Source organism: Acinetobacter pecorum (genome assembly GCF_014837015.1).
Taxonomy (GTDB): Bacteria; Pseudomonadota; Gammaproteobacteria; order Pseudomonadales; family Moraxellaceae; genus Acinetobacter; species Acinetobacter pecorum.
The window spans coordinates 43501-63196 of record NZ_JACSPT010000014.1 but is presented as its reverse complement, the minus strand read 5'-3'; the positions used below and the strand labels follow the sequence as shown (position 1 = coordinate 63196).

The 19696-nt window shown below is 44.8% G+C and carries 13 protein-coding genes and 1 pseudogene; 6 read left to right on the top strand and 8 right to left on the bottom strand.

Annotated features, from left to right (window positions below; all coding sequences use genetic code 11):
* Positions 1-40: 40 nt before the first annotated feature.
* The 6 genes from H9629_RS11150 to H9629_RS11125 are packed head-to-tail and all read right to left on the bottom strand — an operon-like array spanning position 41 to position 9507.
* Positions 41-1777 (bottom strand): ABC transporter ATP-binding protein, encoded by a 1737-nt coding sequence (locus tag H9629_RS11150; protein WP_064096999.1) that lies wholly within the window; start codon positions 1775-1777, stop codon positions 41-43.
* 10 nt (positions 1778-1787) lie between these two features.
* Positions 1788-2939, bottom strand: a complete 1152-nt coding sequence (locus H9629_RS11145) for an ABC transporter permease (RefSeq protein ID WP_064097000.1) — start codon at positions 2937-2939, stop codon at positions 1788-1790.
* A 7-nt stretch (positions 2940-2946) separates the two neighbouring features.
* Positions 2947-3885: an ABC transporter permease gene (locus tag H9629_RS11140; protein WP_004279216.1), complete on the bottom strand. Its 939-nt coding sequence runs from the start codon at positions 3883-3885 to the stop codon at positions 2947-2949.
* Positions 3886-3897: 12 nt separating this feature from the next.
* Positions 3898-5904 carry a M3 family metallopeptidase gene (locus H9629_RS11135; protein WP_191731096.1) on the bottom strand — a complete coding sequence of 669 codons (2007 nt, stop codon included), beginning with the start codon at positions 5902-5904 and terminating at the stop codon, positions 3898-3900.
* A gap of 20 nt (positions 5905-5924) precedes the next feature.
* Entirely contained in the window at positions 5925-7727 is a 1803-nt protein-coding gene (locus H9629_RS11130) for an ABC transporter substrate-binding protein (RefSeq protein ID WP_191731095.1), read from the bottom strand.
* A gap of 22 nt (positions 7728-7749) precedes the next feature.
* On the bottom strand, positions 7750-9507 hold the full coding sequence (locus H9629_RS11125) for an ABC transporter substrate-binding protein (protein WP_064101800.1): 1758 nt from the start codon (positions 9505-9507) through the stop codon (positions 7750-7752).
* A 739-nt stretch (positions 9508-10246) separates the two neighbouring features.
* Between H9629_RS11125 and H9629_RS11120 the strand changes: the two are divergent.
* The 5 genes and pseudogenes from H9629_RS11120 to H9629_RS11100 all read left to right on the top strand — a co-directional run bounded on the left by H9629_RS11120 (position 10247) and on the right by H9629_RS11100 (position 15588).
* Positions 10247-12915 (top strand): annotated as a pseudogene (locus H9629_RS11120) (TonB-dependent receptor).
* Positions 12916-13064: 149 nt separating this feature from the next.
* Positions 13065-13769 (top strand): energy transducer TonB, encoded by a 705-nt coding sequence (locus H9629_RS11115; RefSeq protein ID WP_064101801.1) that lies wholly within the window; start codon positions 13065-13067, stop codon positions 13767-13769.
* A gap of 36 nt (positions 13770-13805) precedes the next feature.
* Positions 13806-14705, top strand: a complete 900-nt coding sequence (locus H9629_RS11110) for a MotA/TolQ/ExbB proton channel family protein (protein ID WP_171255270.1) — start codon at positions 13806-13808, stop codon at positions 14703-14705.
* Positions 14706-14721: 16 nt separating this feature from the next.
* Positions 14722-15147, top strand: a complete 426-nt coding sequence (locus H9629_RS11105) for an ExbD/TolR family protein (RefSeq protein WP_064097007.1) — start codon at positions 14722-14724, stop codon at positions 15145-15147.
* A 21-nt stretch (positions 15148-15168) separates the two neighbouring features.
* Positions 15169-15588 (top strand): ExbD/TolR family protein, encoded by a 420-nt coding sequence (locus tag H9629_RS11100; RefSeq protein ID WP_064097008.1) that lies wholly within the window; start codon positions 15169-15171, stop codon positions 15586-15588.
* Positions 15589-15643: 55 nt separating this feature from the next.
* Here H9629_RS11100 and ftn read toward each other — a convergent pair whose 3' ends face one another.
* On the bottom strand, positions 15644-16108 hold the full coding sequence (gene ftn, locus H9629_RS11095; protein ID WP_064097009.1) for a heteropolymeric bacterioferritin subunit Ftn: 465 nt from the start codon (positions 16106-16108) through the stop codon (positions 15644-15646).
* Positions 16109-16444: 336 nt separating this feature from the next.
* Here ftn and H9629_RS11090 point away from each other — a divergent pair, with 336 nt between their 5' ends.
* Positions 16445-17512: an SDR family oxidoreductase gene (locus H9629_RS11090; RefSeq protein WP_191731094.1), complete on the top strand. Its 1068-nt coding sequence runs from the start codon at positions 16445-16447 to the stop codon at positions 17510-17512.
* 77 nt (positions 17513-17589) lie between these two features.
* Here H9629_RS11090 and ligA read toward each other — a convergent pair whose 3' ends face one another.
* Entirely contained in the window at positions 17590-19629 is a 2040-nt protein-coding gene (gene ligA / locus H9629_RS11085; protein ID WP_191731093.1) for an NAD-dependent DNA ligase LigA, read from the bottom strand.
* Positions 19630-19696 lie beyond the last annotated feature (67 nt).

The following is a 19696-nucleotide window of genomic DNA, read 5'->3' as shown; positions in this document are numbered from 1 at the left end:
AAAGTCAGGCACATTGCCTGACTTTTTTATGTCTTATGCATCAGGCACTTTGTGGAATCCCTTGCGGGATAGCCCCGAGTAAACGCTTGGTATATTCATGCTGTGGTGATTGATACAGTTCATCTGAATTGGCGATTTCTACCAGCTCCCCATGATTCATCACCATGATCTGATCAGAAATATATTTCACTACCGATAAATCATGCGAAATAAAGATATAGCTCAGACCAAATTCATCCTGTAAATCTTGCAGTAAATTCAGCACTTGCGCCTGTACTGATACATCCAGCGCCGAGACCGATTCATCACAGATTAAAATCTCAGGTTTTAAAGTCAGACAACGTGCAATTGCAATCCGCTGGCGTTGACCCCCGGAAAACTCATGCGGATAACGATAAAAAGCCTGTGCAGGCAAGCTGACCCGCTCCAACAGGTCTAAAGCCATTTGTTTGCGTTCGGCATCATCCTGACCAATCTTGTGAATCTGCATCGGTTCCATCAGGATTTGTCCAACAGTAAAACGTGGATTCAGCGAAGCATAGGGATTCTGGAAAATGATCTGGATTTTACGTTGATACTGGGTAAACTCCTGTTCCGACATGTCCAGAATGTCCCGACCCTGAAACAGTGCCTTACCACCCGTAGCCTGTTGCAGACGCATCAGCAATAAACCGATGGTAGTTTTACCTGAACCGGATTCCCCGACCAGCCCCAAGGTCTTGCCTTTGGCTAGCTGGAAAGAAACCCCTTTTACTGCCTGAAATTCATCTTTGCCAAACAGTCCTTTACGACTATAAAAAGATTTTTTCAGATCCCGTACATCCAGAATAATTTCCTCTCCGCCCTTTAGTCCACGTGAACGTTGCGGAAGCTGAGTATTCAGACGGATATCTTCCAGCCAGGTTGAGCCATCCTGTTTCATAAAATCGCTGATCATCGGCAAACGTAACGGACGTTGCGATAATTGTGGACGGCAGTGTAACAAGGCTTTGGTATACATGTCCTGAGGCCGGTCCAGCACCTCCCGAACCGGACCCTGTTCACGGATTTCCCCATGCCGCATCACAATCACCTGATCAGCAATTTCACCAACCAATGCCAGATCATGGGTAATAAACAGCATCGACATCTGGCGACGTTGCCGCAGCGATTCCAGCAAGTCCAGAATCTGCTTTTGAATAGTCACATCCAGAGCTGTGGTCGGTTCATCTGCAATCAACAGTTTAGGTTCACAGGCAATGGCCATGGCAATCATGACCCGTTGTTGCTGTCCACCGGAAAGCTGCCCCGGATAGGCATCAATTTTAGTTTCTGGCGCAGGGATCCCTACTTCTTTGAGCAGCTCCAGAGTACGTTGCCGCGCCTGTTTTTTATTCATGCCCAAATGTAGTTGCAGGATTTCTGCAATCTGCATGCCTACCGTAAATACCGGATTTAGCGAAGACATTGGCTCCTGAAAAATCATGGCAATGTCTTTGCCGCACATCTGGCGCATTTCTCGTGTTTTAAGCTTGAGCAGGTTTTTCCCTTCAAAGATGATCTGGCTATCTTCTGAAATACGTGCGCTTTCTGCCGGAAGCAGGCCCATAGTAGCGAGAGAAGTAACCGATTTGCCACTCCCCGATTCACCTACCAGTGCAACCGTGGTATTGGCCGGAATCTCGAAAGAAACCCCTTTTACGGTCTCAATATATTCTTTATTTTCACCTTTAAAACTGACTCGCAGATTTTCTACGCGAAGTAGCGCAGGTACTGTGCTTGGATTGATTTCAGACATCGTTGCGCTCCTATTTCAGTTTTGGATCTAATGCATCACGGAGTGCATCGGTAAACATCGAGAAAGCAGTCACCAATACCGCCATGGCGATTGAGGCTGCCGCCAGTTGCCACCATTTACCCAAAATCAGCTCGCTTTGCGCTTCGTTTAGCATACTGCCCCATGACACTACCCCGATAGGCACACCGAAACCAAGAAAGCTCAAAATGACTTCGGACTTGATAAATGCCACCACCAGAATAGACATCTGTACCAGAGCAATATGGCTGACATTGGGAAAAATATGGACAAACATACGACGCATATTACTCACGCCAATCGCCTTGGCAGCCAGCACATATTCACGTGCCGTATGTTTCATGTATTCGGCACGAACCAAACGGAAAACCCCGGTCCAGCCAGTCAGACCTAAAATCAGGATAATTGATAAAATACCTTTCTGCTGTAACACTGCGGCAATCGCCAAAACCAGCAACAGATAGGGAATCGAAGTAAAGATATTATAAAACCAGTTTAGGACATCATCGACCCAACCACCAAAGTAACCTGCTATTGCACCCAGTGCAGTCCCAATCAGTACAGCGACAAAGGCTGCAATCAGTCCAACCAGAATCGAGGTTTCAGCCCCCTTAATGGTTTTCTGTAAAACATCCTGCCCCCATTTATCGGCGCCGAAGACCAGACTTTGCTTGAGTTCCCCACTTTCATCCATCAGCTGGCCGCCGAGCTCCTGATTAATGGCCTTCATGTCTTCTGCCAGCGGATCGACCACTCCATAATAATCGATGCCTGCACCAGCACCCTGCTCAGCAGCAATTTCAGCATTCAATTCAGCAATGACATCTTTTAAGGGATCAACTGGATTGACCGGTAGAGGCACAGATTCTGCGCTCTGCTCTGTATCAGATGCAACCGGAACTGGCGCTGCATTGATAAAACTCGGCGGTGCATAGCTGACCGCCACTTCTTTATTCCAGTCTTTGGCAATCAGGCCGCTCATTGACAGCACCAGCAACAGCAGATAAAACAGCACCACATACAGGGAAAACATGGCAATCCGGTCACGTTTCAAACGGCGCATAGCCAGTTGCCATAAGCCTGTTGAAGCCGACTCAGGTGCTGCTTCAGCCGCTTGTTCTTTTTTAAATATCGCACTCAGCATAATTCACCTACTTCAACTGTACACGCGGATCGACCCATTTATAGATCAGATCGGCAATCAGGTTGAATATCATGGTCGCAGCAGCGACATAGACCGTAATGGCTTTAATCACAGGAAAATCGGAACGTTCTACCGCAATAATAACTTCACGGCCAATTCCCGGAATACCAAAAAAACGCTCAATCAGGAAAGCACCGATCAGCAGTGCGGGAAGTCCTGCCATCACATCGGTAATAATCGGAATGGAGGCATTGCGCAGGACATGCACGCCCATGATACGGTTTTCACCTAGGCCTTTGGCACGCGCAGTACGTACATAGTCCTGATTGACTTCATCCAGTACAAAACTACGGTATAGACGTAGTGTTGGTGCAATACTCACCACCAACATAATCAGCACAGGTAGCAAGGCATATTTGAAAAGGTTGTCAGCGAAATTATCGCTCCAGCCCTGTACCGGGAACCAGCTCAGTTCATAGGCTAGGAAATACTGGAACACGATGATGTACACCAGAATACTGATCGACATACCGATCGTACATAGCATCATGATCATGCGATCAGTCAAAGAACCACGAACCGAAGCCACACCCAAAGCCAGAATGATAGAAATAATAGTTTGCAGAATGGTCAGTGGAATCAGAATGGTTAGTGAGGGTCCCAAACGGGTGGTGATAATCTGTGCCACCGATTCCCCGGTACTCCAGCTCACCCCATAATCAAAGGTTAAAATCTGCTTGATAAAGATCCAGAGTTGTACGTAATACGGTTGATCCACACCCAGTTGCTGACGGATGTTCTCAATCTGTTCCGCATTGGCCATTTTACCGGCCAGAATATAGGCAGGGTCTCCACCTACCCAGTTAAACAGCAGGAATATCAGCAAAATCACCCCGAGCATGGTCGGGATCATTTGCCAAAGCCGTCGAATAATATATGCCAGCATCGCTTGCCTTCCTTAATTTTTTCCAGAGATTTCATTAAAGAAAGCTTTGCTGTCCGGATCACGACCCAAGAAGTCTTTCACCATTTGCTCGCCATGCTTTTGACCACCTTGAGCCAAGACCGTATTGCGATAATGTGCACCGACTTTCTTGTCCATCAGCTGATCACCAAAGGAGGAAAGCATATCCAGGGCAATGACCTCAGACCACATATAGCTGTAGTAACCTGCCTGATAGCCGCCCATCAGATGCCCGAATTGTCCCGGGAACTGCTGACCGTTGACATAACCCAAGGCGGTTTTACCTTCCATATCCTGCCAGAGTTTTAAAGGCTCAATGTTTTTTGCATCTTTACCATGCAAGGCCATATCATATTGGGCATATAAAGCCTGACGGGCATAATGCAGGCCTCGACCGTAATTCTTCACATTCTTTAAGCGCTCGGTCATGGCAGCATCCACCCGAGGACATGCCGGCTCACAGTAATCCGCTACTTTTGACAAGGTTTCCAGACGGCGTGCCCACTCTTCATACATCTGTGACGGCGCTTCTACAAAGTCACGCTCTACCGAGGTACCAGACTGTTCTGTATAGCGGGTTTTCGATAGAATCCCGTGCAAGGCATGCCCCATTTCATGCACAAAGGTTTCCAGTTCGTTGCTATTCAAGCCCTTACGGTTAAAATTGGTTACCAGTACCGATACCGGACGACGCTGATTCAGGGTACTGCCGCCATAAGCTCCCCAGACAGCTGCATGCCCATATTTGCCTTCACGCGGGTATTTATCGACATATAATCCGCCCAGGAATTCGCCCGTAGCCTTGTCATGTACCGCATAATATTCCACTTCATCATGCCAAGCCTTGACTTTCACCGGCTTGAACTCAATGCCATAGAGTTCCGAAGAAATAGCGAATAACCATTTTTGCGATGCTTCTGTCGGGAAATAATCCCGCAATTTTTCCTGGTCTACCTTGTATTTGGCCTGACGCAGTTTTTCACTCCAGTAACCCTGATTCCAACGTGTAATTTCTGCTTTCTCTACTGGAACTTTTAAAGTTTCAGCCTTGAACTGGCGTAATTGTTCTACATCCTGCTTTTCTAGAGGTGCAACTTTGGCATAAACCTCATCCAGAAAACCGTTCACTGCTTCCGGAGTTTTGGCCATGCGGAATTCAAGCGCAGAATGGGCATAGCTTTCCTTGTCAAAAAGTTGTGCCATTTCATAACGCAGATCAATGGCTTTTTTCATGAATTGCAGGTTTTGTTCAGTCCCGCGACGCGTGTAAGCGGTCTGGTAGCGTTTGCGTGCTTCATCACTTTCTGCCAGCTCCATAAAAGGCTGGTATTCCGGATAATCAAAGCCAAGCAGATAATTGCCCTTTTCATTTTTCTTTAAATTTGCGATGTAACTTTCTGGCAGGCCTTTCATTTCAGCTGGAGTAAATTCAACTTTTTCAGGGTTATCCCGCACATTTTTGGAAAAATCCTGCCCCAGTTTAGTACTTTCTTCAATAATTTCTTTCAGTCGTTTCTGTTTTTCTGCACTGAGTTGTACCCCGGTGTTCTCAAACTGCTCCAGAATATCTTCTAAAAATTTCTGATCAATCGGATCACTGGCTTTCAGTTTCTTGAACTGGGCATACAGTTTCGGATTCTGATACAGGGTGGTCTGGTATTTGCTGATTTTAAGTTCACAGTCATCGGCTGCCTGACGCAATGCAGGATCCGGATCGACATTACTATATAGTCCTACTGCAGCACCGAAATCACGGGCTTTGGCATGCAACTCATCCCATTCGGCCAGATAAGGCCCTGCCTTGGCATTATCTTTAATTTTCTTATTTTCAAATATCTGGATATTTTTTTGCATGGAAGCCAGACTGGCATCACATAAAGACGGAATTTCTGCAGCCTTGAATAATGGCAGCAGCTGTACTTGGGTATCTGCCGCTACACCTTGATACCCCCCCATCATCATTAAACATAAGGTACTTAATTTTAAAGGCTTTAACTTCATATTCATCTCCAGATTTTTTCTTACTTTTTCGTATTAATATCGATATACATCCATTCTGAAGACAGAATCGGATGGGACTTATGTCCGATAATTTGGGGTTGGGTCAAGGCATTACGGTAGCTGCTATAGAGCATCAGGGCCGGCATGTTGACTTCGAGAATCCGGGTCATTTTGCGGTAGAGCAGATCACGCTCTGGACCTGGCGGCATGCTCTGGGTTTGTTCGTACAGACGGTCAAATTCAGGATGTTTAAAGCAGGCATTGTTGGTGACATTGACATTCTTGCCATAGAACAGCTGCATAAAGTTGTCAGCATCAGGATAGTCGGCAATCCATGCAGAACTCTTGAACATGGTTTTACATTGCTTTTCCAGCTTGATACTTTCAGCAAATGGCATGGCCTTACTGGTCATTTGAATATGAATACTGTCCAGGGTCTTTTTCCAGAATTCACCCTGCTGCTGGCCCCGACTGGTATTGTAAACAATCATTTCAATTACCAGAGGTTTACCTTCAGGCGTCTTTCGCCAGCCATCTGCACCGATCTTGTAGTTATAGCGGTCGAGTAACATGTTGGCTGCTTTGACTGAATAGGGAATACTGCTTTTATAGGACGGTGAATAACCTGCTACTCCTGGGGGAATAGGCATGTGCAGTTTTGCTCCATCTCCCTTAAGTAATACATTGATCATGTTTTCTACAGAAAATGCCATTGCCATGGCTCGACGTAAGGCAATTTTTTCTGGCGCGAAACCACCCACGACCGGATTTTGCATATTCCAGTAATGGTAACTAATGGAGGGCTCTAAAATACGTGACAGCTTCACCCCCTGCTGGGCCAGCTCAGGCTTTAATTTATCGCCATCGAGCGCCTGTACGACGATATCGCCCTCAATTTCGAGCAGGTCCAGTTCATTTTTCTTAAATGCCAGCATCCGGGATTGCGCTTCTTCAATAACACGCACATCAATAGTGCCGATTTGAGGCATTTTTTTGCCCTGCATGGCTTTTACAATGGCCTGATCTTCTGCACCACTGGCTTTAAAGTCCCAGACAAAACCACGATAAGCTGGATTTGGTTTTAAGATAATCCGTGAGCCTGGTGTCCAGCGGCTGAGCACGTAAGGACCACTTCCTACTGGCCTATTCATGACCCAACCCGCCTTGTCTTTATATTTTTCAATCACTTCACGAGCTACTGCAGCGGCAGGCCCATGTGCCAGCAACATCGGAAAGTTCTGATCCGGATTATTCAGCTTTAATACCAAGGTATAGCGGTCTGGGGTCTGAATACCTTCAAACGGATTTTCATAGGCTTTGCCATTCTTTTTGGTTAGGGCCATCCATGCGTCCAGCCCTTTAATTCGGCCATCCAGCAACCAGCTGTTCGGTGAATGCAGCTTTGGGTCCAGTAGACGTTTCAAGCTATAAGCATAGTCATACGAGGTCAGTTCACGTTTTTTACCGCCAAAGACCGGATCATCGGCAAAGTAAATACCCTTTTTGATTTTGATGGTATAAGTCAGGCCATCCGCACTCACTTGAGGCAGACTGACTGCAGTCAATGGCACTAATTTTGCCGGTGAGGCCAGATAATCATAGGTATATAAGGTTTCGAAAATCGCCGAGTTAATCTTGGCCGAATAACGGTCATGGATATAGCCCGGATCAAAACCGGTTTCAGCTGCCAGAAATACTGTTTTTAAAACCTTATTCGGGTTGGCAGGATTGCTGGCCCATGTCGATGCACTCCCTGCCATCATCAAACCGGCCACTAACACCCCACTGGCCAGTTTTTTTAAAGTATTTTTATTCACATTCATACTGGTTCTTAATCTTCTCAAGTTATTTTTTAACAGGTTCAATATCCATATATTGCCAAACTGCTCTGGTCACCGGATGGGCTTTAAAGCCCTGTACATGCGGATGAATCAACCAGTTACGTATCCGGGTATTGTGCAGAATCCATGGATTATCGGCCTCCATCTGACGGTTCATCTGCTCATAATATGGCATCCGCTGCTGCGGCGGCAGTTTCATCGCGGTCTGGTACAACGCGTCATAGGCTTTTGAGGTATAGCAACTCAGGTTGCCTTGCTGCGCATTTGGCCCATACAGTAACTGGGCAAAGTTTTCCCCTTCCGGATAATCCGCAATCCAGGCTCCACCCCACATCATATGTTTGCATTGGGTGGCTTCTTTTAAATTGTCAGCAAAATTACTGACCTTGAACTCAATTCGTACCCCGATCGCATCCAGATTCTTTTTCCATAACTCTGCAGAAATCACCGAAGAGCTTGAGCTGGTCGAATTCATTTTTAGTATCAAAGGCTTTCCATCAGGCAAGGTTCGGTAACCATCAGCACCTTTCTTATAGCCAAAGCGGTCAAGCAGTTTATTGGCCAATAATGGGTTATAAGCAATACTGCTTTTATACTTCGGGTCATGTCCACCCACTCCCTCTGGCAAAATCATTTCAGCTTTATCGGCATGACCTTTGTACAACTGCTGGATAGCTTCTTTCTGGTTATAGGACAAGGCGAGAGCACGACGTAAGGCAATTTTTTCCAGTGAATTCCCACCAATTAACGGATCACGCATATTCATGATGGTATAGGTAATTTCCGGTTCTTTATTCGGATAATGCAGGATGCCTTTTTTCTTGTATTCGCTTTTCAGCTGCTTATTTTCCAGGGCCTGTTCGGCGCCGCTCGCAGTGAGTTTGTCATAGTCCAGTTGTCCAGACTTTAAAGCCAGCCAGCGAGACTGTTCCTCTTCAATAATACTGATTTTGATCTTGCCAATTTGCGGCATCTGCTTGCCTTGCATGGCTTTGACAATACGTTGATCCCATTCAGAACCATCACCCTTAAAGTTCCAGACAAAACCACGATAATTCGGGTTGGCAGTCAGTTCAATACGGCTACGCGGCACATATTTGTGTAATTGATACGCCCCTGTTCCAACCGGATGCTGACCTGCCCGATGACCATAATGTTCGATCGCTTCTCGTGCGGTACCACTAAAAGCCACATAGGCCAGAATATATGGAAAATTCAGGTCGGAACGGGTCAGGGTAATTTGTAAAGTATATTTGTCTAGTGCTTTTAAACCGGGAATAGCTGCATCGTAGTTGAACTTGCCAGTTTTTTTAGCCTGCTGGATGACCTGATCTGCCCCAAGGATTTTTCCCTCGATAAAAGAAAAAGAAGGAGAATGATTTTTGGGATCCATGATCCTTTGCATGGAGTAGATATAATCACGCGCCACCAGTTCACGCTTCTTGCCCTGAAATGCCGGATCTGGGCTGAAGTAGATTCCCGGCTTGACTTTAAAGGTATAGACTTTCCCATCCTGCTCAACCTTGGGTAAGGATTCGGCGGTATTTGGTACCAGGATTGCCGGCCGCGCCAGATAGTCATAACGTAACAAAGGTTCAAAAATAGCCTCGGCAACGCTACCACTATAAAAATTATAAGTTTTGACCATATCAAAACCATCATCAGGTGCTTCGAAAGCCAGGTTTAAAACCTTATCTGGTTGTGCAGGTGATTTTGCTAAGGTTATTTCCCCGGATACCACTGCCAGCGCTAAAACTGTCATCCTTATAATTGCTGATTTCAAATTCATACCTATTTTTGTTTATTTAAGCTATTTAAACGATTAAGTTTTTTTGAAAGCATCTATCTTTTTTTGATTGGCTGCATGTTTTTTATTTTTCAACACTCAGCCTATCTTATGACTCCAGCGTTTGAAAGCTAATTTCATGCCACTCTAAGTTTCAAGCAGTAATTAAGTTCTTTTTACAGCAAAAAACATATTTTTATTAATTATTTAAAATAATAATGATTTAGAAAATTATTCAGATAAATTCCGAAATATTTATTACATTAATCCTACAATGACTTTCATTATATTGCACAAAAATAATTCACCCGTGAGTCATTTTATAGCACATCTCAACTTTTCAATTTATAACTAAAAAAATAATCCTTTATATTTTAATAACTAAGAGCATGATCAATAATTGATCAATTATTCTCTACAGCCCATTTCATATCTATGTTACAGAATTTTTAAATGTGAACTATTTCACATATTTTCTAAATAACACTTACTAGAAAACAATTAATACTGATTTTCAATATCATTTTTTCTTATATTTTCCAATACAGCCTGTCTGCTTTCCATGACGCACAAGTTCTTTCTTTATAAATCCTTATAAAGTAAACATTTCTCAATATATTCAATATTTTTATAAGAATTACAGCTAAGTTGGCACTTGCTTTGCTTAAAAAGAATACAGCATTATCTTCACACAACAAGAAAGGTGAACTTTACGATGAAAATAAACAAACTAGTCGGATCTATGGGGGCTCCAACAGTTGGCAAAACAATACTCAAGTTAAGTACGCTTACCTTAAGTATGATGTGTTTGTCTTTGGCACATGCAGCCGATGAACCAGAAAACTCCGCTACGCAGCCGACCAAGGTGCAAAAAGTGACAGTAACGGGTTCATCTATTAAAGGGGTAGCTGCACAGAGTGCATCACCAATTACTGTACTTAAAGTTGAAGATCTGGTGAATCAGGGGGTCACCACTGTTGAGGAAGCACTGAATAGGGTCAGCGCCAATCAGGCCGGTTTTGCTGTATCCCAGAATATTGGTAAAAGTAATACTTCAGGCTCTTCTGCCAACCTTCGTGGTATTGGTACCGATAAGACCCTGATTTTATTAAATGGTCGCCGTCTGGCCAACAGTCCTTTCAGTACATCTGAAGTTAACTTAAATATTATTCCACTCGCTATGGTTGAACGTATTGAGGTGCTACGCGATGGTGCTTCTGCCGTGTATGGTGCAGATGCTATTGCCGGGGTAATCAACTTCATTCTCAAGAAAGAATACCAAGGTTTTGGCATATCTGGTGGACTTCAATTACCTGAACACAAGAATGGGGATGAATATGATGTTTCCATCTTCGGTGGCTATGGTGATCTGGACGAGCAAGGATTCAACGTCTATGGGGTAATCGATTATCGTACGTCCGACATGATCATGGCGAAAGACCGCAAAGTCAGCCGCCGCGGCGGTCTGATTCCTGAACTAGGGATGGCGATCGGTTCGACTGCTGGCTTTCCAGCAAATATTTCAAATCCAGGCGTGGGTATAGTTAACCCTTATATCACAACCAGAACTGTAATAATGCTCCAAATACGTTTATCTCTGGCACACGCTGCCTGCTGAATACACAGGCATTAATTGGTATTACTCCGGATGAAGAAGCCTTCTCCGCTTTAGCGAAAGGTACCTTAAAACTTACCGATTCATTAAACGCGGTCGCGGAATATGTTTACACTAAAAGCGAAGTGACCACTTCTATTGCACCTGATGTATGGGGTGGTAGCCTGACTATTCCAGACAGCAGCAAATACTATCCTGGTCAAGGAATCACTCCAGATATTCCCGGCTTGACAGGCACATCCTCAATACTTTATTTACGTTCCCAGGCTGGCAACCGTGTATCTAAATCAGAGAATGAATCCAACCGGATCTTTGCTGGAATCGAAGGTGAAGCCTACGGCTGGGACCTCAACGGTGGTGTAACTTATGCCAAAGGCGAAGCGACTGATAATTTCGTCAGCGGTTACTTAAACCAAAGTAGAGTCCAGGCAGCCCTGAATGACGGCACACTCAACCCGTTTGGCCCTCAAGCACCGGAAGATGCCGGAAAATGGTCTACTTTTGATGTCGCAGGTCCGACAAATCAGGCAACGCTAGATTCAACTACCGTGGATTTCACCCTAAGCCGTCCTATCTATGAATTGCCTGCAGGTGAGGTCGGTTTTGCCGTAGGTGGTAGTTACACTACCCAAGACTGGGAAGCCAAAATAAATTCCGATCTTGTCCGTCAGGTGCCAGGCAGTGGTATAGACCCGGACAAACCAATCAGTAAAGGTGATCGCGATATCACTGCAATATTTACTGAATTTCACATACCAATCGTAGCCGGGTTAGAAGCTCAACTTGCTGCACGTTATGATGACTATAGCGACTTTGGCGATTCTTTCAATCCGAAAGCCTCGCTACGTTGGGAGCCGGTAAAAGAGCTCATGTTCCGTACTTCATATAGCACAGGTTTCCGTGCACCGAGCTTATGGGAAATAAACTCTCCGCAAAGCGAAACCTATACCAGTTCACCTTTCAATAACCCGCGTTTCTGTAATGCTGATGGCACACCGAACAACCTTCAGTTTGCCGATCAGTGCGGTATGCAGTTTAAACGTAAACAAGGCGGTAACCCGGACTTACAACCTGAAGAGTCAACTTCTTATACTGCCGGTTTTGTCTACGAGCCAATCAAGAACCTGGTTTTCACAGCCGATTATTACAACATCAAGATTGAAGATCTGGTCGGTACAGTCTCTCCAGATATGATTTTTGATGATCTTGATCGCTATGGCAACCTGATTGTTTATGCACCAGATGGCCGTATCCAGTATTTAAATACGACCTTACAAAATATGGGTGGCCTAAAAACTCAAGGGATCGACCTCAGTCTGAACTATTTAAGTCCAATGACAGCGACTGGCCGTTTTGGTTTCGGAATTGATGGGACTTATGTCATCAAAATGGATTACCAAATAGAACCAGGTGGTGAATGGGAAGATTACGTAGGTATTTATGATGATCCGGCAGTCGTTCGCTGGAAACATATTGCCAATGTGAACTGGACTTATGAAAACTGGAGAATGTTGCTGGAGCAACAATATATCCGTGGATATAAAGATTTTTCAGAAACACGTGATGTAGGTGCATGGATGGTTTACAACTTTGCAGGAACATATAAAGGATTCAAGAACCTTGAATTGACTGCAGGGATCAAGAACATGTTTGATAAAGAACCACCTGCGTCTGATGCAACCAACAATGCACAATATGGCTATGACCCTCGTCATGGTGACCCTACAGGCCGTAGCTACTTCTTACGCGGTACTTATAAATTCTTTTAATTAATCACTTTGCAAACACTGCTGCCAAGCGGTGTTTGCAGTTTTCCCCGTTTAATTTTGGCCAAACAAAAAATAATGCAGCCTGTAACTAAAAATAATTTTCTCATCAGTGCACTATTTCCTGTTTGTCTTAAATTCTAGGAGTCATGATGGGCACAAAGTTTGAAGACTTAGAAAAAAACTCCGCCAAAAAACTGACTGGTATTGGGGTGGTAATTTTATTGCATATTCTGGTGGGCCTGGTGCTGATAGCTGGTATGGCAAAAGAAATAATAAAGCCGTCAGAACAGCCGGTAGAACTGATGATCATTCAGGATATTAAGCCGCCTGAACCTGAACCACCAAAAGAAACACCACCTGAACCACCCAAAATAGTGGAGAAAGTGGCACAAGTGCCTGAAGTGAAACCGGTTGAAAAAGTCGTTCCTGTACAGAAAACACTTCCAACGCCGACTCAACCGACAACTGTTGCAGTACCTACCCCTGTTGCAGCCAGTCCTTCGCCAAGTCCAGTAGCAGCCCCGGCTCCAGTTGTTGCAGCCGCTCCAGCACCAGCTCCACCTCAACCTTCTGGAGTCACTCGTGGTGTTTCTCAAGGTGAAGCGGGTTGTAAACGCCCAGACTATCCACGTGATGCACTAATGAATGAAGAACAAGGTGAAGTGCTGATCTCTGTATATGTAAATACTGCTGGCAAGGTCCAGGATGCGAAGGTGAAAAAGTCGAGCGGGAGCCGTGCATTGGATCGTGCAGCATCGAAGGCCTTCAGTTTATGTACCTTTAAGCCGGCAATGAAAAATGGCGAACCGCAAGAATCTTGGTATGACATTCCATATGAATTTGTCCTTGACTAACAGATACAACAGATAAAGAAAAAAATCAGGAGATCTATGATGAAAAAATCACTAAAACCTTTAAAAAATATGACTGCTGCCGGCGTAATTGCCATGAGCACTTTATTGCCTTTACAAGCAGTTTTTGCAGAACAGTCTGCTACACCCAATACCAGTGCTGTCACTGAAACAGCGGTAACAACACCAGCAACAGCGGCTACACCGACCCCGCCGCCATTATCAGCTGAAGCTAAGGATGAAAAGGCTGGATATAATCCTTATGGTCTGGAAGCCATGTGGAAAGAAGGTGATATTGTTTCGAAAATTACCCTGTTCATTCTATTGATTATGTCGATTGGTACCTGGTACATCATGATCAGCAAATGCCTGCAACAAGGCAAGATTCGTAAGCAAGCCAAGGAAGCTGAACACCAGTTCTGGGAATCGTCTTCTCTGGATAACGCAGCCCAAAACCTCAATGAAGCCAGCGTTTACCGTTTTATTGCAGAAAAAGGTATCAAGTCGACCCAAAATCATGGTGGTAATTTACTTGAACGTATTGATTTCAATACTTGGGTCACCATTTCGATTTCCCGTGCAATCGACAAAATCCAGAACCATCTGAGTGGTGGCCTGGCCTTCCTTGCCACAGTCGGTTCTACTGCACCCTTTGTTGGCCTGTTTGGTACGGTTTGGGGTATCTACCACGCGCTTACCGCGATTGGTGTTTCTGGTCAGGCTTCGATTGATAAAGTAGCAGGTCCAGTGGGTGAAGCACTGATCATGACTGCAATCGGTCTGGCCGTCGCTGTACCGGCAGTACTGGGCTACAACTGGTTGACTCGCCGTAATAAAGCGGTCATGGAAGAAGTGCGTACTTTTGGTTCTGATTTACACGCAGTATTACTCAGCGGTGAAATTACAACCAATAATCCTGTTAATCGTGACGTGAAATAAGAGTGAGGCATCAGCCATGGGAATGATGGTCAATTCAAACGACAGCGATGATGAGGTAATTGGAACCATTAATACCACCCCTTTGGTTGATATTATGCTGGTTCTGCTCATTATCTTCCTGATTACTGTACCGGTTGCCATTCATACCGTACCTGTCGATCTACCCGAAGAAAGAAATGTACCGTATGAAACCAAACCGGAAAACATCCAGCTGGCAGTCAACAAAACAGGTGATATTTTCTGGAACGAAATCTATATCGCAGATAAATCAGTTTTACTGACCCGTTTACAGGCAGAAGCCCAGAAACGTCCGCAGCCTGAAGTGCATATCCGTGGTGATCAGATAACGCCTTATGAGGCAATTGATCAGGTGATCAGCACGACCCAGCAAGCGGGTATTGGCAAAATTGCTTTTGTCACCACTCCGCCCGCTACACCTTAAGCACAAAGAGGGATTAAGTTTATGGGTATGAATGTTGGTTCAAATCAAGATGATGATGTGATGCTAGATGTCAACATGACACCACTGATTGATGTCATGCTGGTCTTGTTGATTATGTTTATCATCACAATTCCTTTACCAAACAACTCGATTAATATTGACCTGCCAAATGGCACACCGCCTGTAACCGAAGAAAAACCGCCTGAGCTGGTGGAATTACGTCTGGATGCACAAGGTAAGATTTTCTGGAATGATCAACCAGTAGAGAATACCCAGGCTCTGGAAAACTTATTCAAGACAGTAGCGCAAAAAGCGGATCAGGATCAGATTAAAATCAAGGCAGATCGTGCGACAGAATATAAGCATATCGCCATGGTCATGGCGGCAGCTCAACGGCTGGAAGTCAAAAAAATCGGGATCGTGAGTAATAATAATTCTTAAGTCATCAGTTATAAAAAAACCCAGCAAATGCTGGGTTTTTTTATAACTGCATATTTTACATTTGTGACTGAATATAATTTTGCAGACCAATCAGCTCGATCAAGCGTAACTGTTTTTCTAACCAGTAGGTATGATCTTCTTCAGTATCCGACATTTGCTGGCGCAGCATGTCACGGGTTACATAATCACCCTGCTCTTCGCAAAGTTTTACCCCTTGAGCCAGTTTTTCACGCACATGATATTCAAGCTTGAGGTCAGCTTTCAGACAAGTCACAACATCTGCACCCACTTCAATATCATCTCGCTGCATATTCGGCGTACCTTCCAGGAACAGGACACGACGGATCAGGGCATCTGCATGCTGTGCTTCTTCCTGCATTTCATGATCGATGCGTTCAAAGATTTTAGTCAGACCCCAATCTTCATACATACGAGAGTGAATCAGGTATTGGTCACGAGCAGCCAGTTCGCCACCGATCAGCATATTTAAATAATCTACGACTTCTGGATTACCGCGCATTTGCATTACTCCCTGCTTTTATCTTGCTATTATGGAGAAAAGATTTTTGATTTGCAAAATTAAAATTATTGTAAATATATGATTTTTATATAATTAAAATGAGAAGCACTTGCATTTACGCTCTCTGTTAGGCCAAATCCCATTTATAAAACAAGGTGTTGCATTTTTTGTACCCGCTTTATTCAGATGAACTGGCTGGAATATTCAAACGTTTATTTTTGTAAATATTAATAAGCACTTATCTTGTTACTTATTTTTGTCTTGGACTCACTAGTTTGGTCTGGTTCGTGCATAATTGTGACGACGATGCGAAGTTAAAACAACAATGGTTAAAATATGACATTACAACACAGTACAGCACCTGTTCTGGTGACCGGTGCATCTGGCTATATTGCCAGCTGGGTGATCCAGAAACTTCTGACACAAGGTTATACCGTACATGCCACGGTACGTGATCTAAACAAAAGCCAGAGTTATACGCATTTGGAACAAATTGCTGACAGCAGTCCGGGCACACTTAAACTGTTTGAAGCCAATCTGCTCAAGCCAGGTTCTTTTGATGCAGCCATGCAAGGCTGTGAGATTGTCTTTCATATGGCTTCGCCTTTTGTGGTGACCAATTATAAAGATGCGCTCAAGGATATTATTGAACCTGCGATTTTAGGCACACAAAATGTGCTCAACAGCGTCAATAAAACCGAATCGGTCCAACGTGTGATCGTGACGTCAAGTATTGCTTCAACTTATGGTGATGCAATTGATATTTTGCAAACCGAGCACACCAGCTTTGATGAATCACACTGGAACACCACCAGTTCAGAAACCCATCAACCTTATCCATACTCCAAGGTTATGGCAGAACGTAAAGCCTGGGAAATGGCTGAAGCACAGGATCGCTGGGATCTAGTCTGTATCAATCCTGCACTGGTTTTTGGGCAATCCTTAACGCCAAATACCCAGTCTGGCAGCGTAGAAGTCCTGCAACAGTTTGCCAACGGCATGACCCTGCTTGGCGTTCCACCGATGTGGAATGGCGTGGTCGATGTTCAGGATGTCGCTGAAGCACATATCCGTGCTGCGTTTAACCCACAAGCGCACGGTCGCTATATTGTCTGTAGTGAGACTTTAAGCCTGCTGGAAATGGGTAAAATCCTGCGTAAAGCGTTTGGTCCTAAATTCCCGTTCCCGCGTAATCAACTGCCGAAAACAGCCTTCAAGCTGTTTGGTCCTATGGCAGGCTTTAGTCGCAAGTTTGTCGAATTAAATATGGGCTATCCAATTTTCTTTAATGCACAAAAAAGCAAGGATGAGCTCGGCATCGAATACCGCCCTGTGAATGAAAGTCTGGTCGAACATTTCCAGCAGCTGCTGGATGATGGTCTGGTCAAAAAATATATTCCTTAATTTTTTCTTCCATTCATAAAAAAGCCACCTTCTGGTGGCTTTTTTATGAACTAAAAGTCTAAGAGATCTTGGAAAAATCAGCCCTCAAGCTGGCCATAGTTCTGCATCAAGGCAATAAATTGTTGTTCATTGATTACCGGTACGCCAAGCTTTTCTGCTTTGTCCAGTTTTGAGCCGGCTTTTTCACCTGCAACTACACATTTGGTCTTGCTAGACACACTCCCGCTAACACGGGCACCTAATGCCTGTAATAATTGAGTCGCTTCATCACGTCCCATCGAACTTAAAGTGCCAGTCACGACCCAGCTTTCACCATTCAGTGGCTGGCGCGTGGGTGCAATTGGTGCATCCCAGTGAATGCCTGCTGCCAGCAAACGGTCCAGAACTTCCAGATTATGTGGGGCCTGGAAGAAATCCACAATCCACTCAGCAGTAATATCACCGACATCCGGGGTTTTCTTTAATGCTTCAATATCAGCATCGCGTAATGCTTCCAAAGTCTGGAAAGTATTGGCCAGCATACGTGCCGTAGTTTCTCCCACGCCACGAATACCGAGTGCATAGATGAAAGCTGCCAGTGTGGTTTTCTTGCTGTTCTCGATAGAATCAATTAAATTCTGGACCGATTTCTCCCCCATTTTTTCGATCTGGAGTAACTGCTCACGGTGTTCATGCAGATGGTAAATATCTGATACATCTTTTAGAAGATTTAGATGTAGCAGTGACTCTACCCAGCGATCACCCAGCCCTTCGATATCCATGGCCTTACGCGACACAAAGTGACGAATGGTTTCGATCCGCTGCGCAGCACAATAAAGTTCGCCAGAACAGCGAGCCAATGCTTCACCTTCCGGCATCACCACTGGTGAATCACATACTGGACAATTGGCCGGTAAATGCACTACTACCGCATCGACTGGGCGGAATTCCGGCCAGACCTTTTCGACTTTAGGAATCACATCACCGCTGCGGTATACGCTGACTGTATCCCCGATTCTTACGTCTAAACGGTGAATTTCACCGATATTATGCAAGGTCACATTAGAAACTGTCACCCCACCGACTGCAACCGGATTTAAACGTGCGACCGGCGTCAGGGTTCCGGTACGACCTACCTGCCAGTCAATATTTTCTACTGTGGTCAGTGCAGCCACTGCAGGGAATTTATAGGCAGTGGCCCAGCGTGGTTCCCGGCTCAGAAAACCTAGTTTTTGTTGCTGTTTCAGATCATTGACCTTGATCACCATGCCATCAATTTCAACGCTCAGCTTTGGACGTTTCTCCATGACCTGCTCGTAAACCTGCTGCACTTCTTCAATACTGCTACAGACAAAATGGCACTCACCTACAGTAAAGCCAAATTGTTGTAGCCATTCCAGACTGCCCGACATGGTGCTTTGACCATGAGGTGGTACGCACTGGGCAATGCCATACGCATAAAATGCCAATGGTCGTGAAGCAGCAATATTCGGATCTAGCTGACGTAAACTGCCTGCAGCAGCATTACGCGGATTGGCAAAGGTTTTTTCGCCCTTGGCGGCATTGGCAGCATTCAGACGTTCAAATCCAGACTTGGGCATCAGTACTTCGCCGCGTACCTCCAGAAGCTCTGGAATAATTCCATTGACTGGAGGCAGGAATTTTGGCAGGTTACGGATCGTTTTGACATTCTGGGTAATATCTTCACCCGTTTCGCCATCACCACGCGTGACACCGCGCACCAGTACGCCATGTTCATACCAGAGTGAAATCGCCAGGCCATCAAATTTCAGCTCAACATCATATTCAATTTTTTGATTTGGCAAACGTTCTTCAATACGGCGGGCAAAAGCCAGCAGATCTTCCTGATTGAACACATTCCCTAAAGACAGCATCGGCACGGCATGCGTGACAGTTACAAATTTTGCAAGTGCCTGCCCCCCCACCTTGATAGTGGGTGTATCGGGTTGCTGCAAGTGTGGATATTGTTCTTCTAGGGCTTTGAGCTGATGAAAGAGCTGATCATATTCACTGTCTTCAATGCTCGGCTGATCCATCACATAATAAGCATGATTATGCTTGGCAAGCAGTTGAATCAATTGACGCATTTGCGCAATCACAGTGGCATCTTGGGTCATAATTTCACCATAAAAAAGGGCGGAAAATCCGCCCTGTAGAATATTCAGCTTTTGGCTATTATAAAAA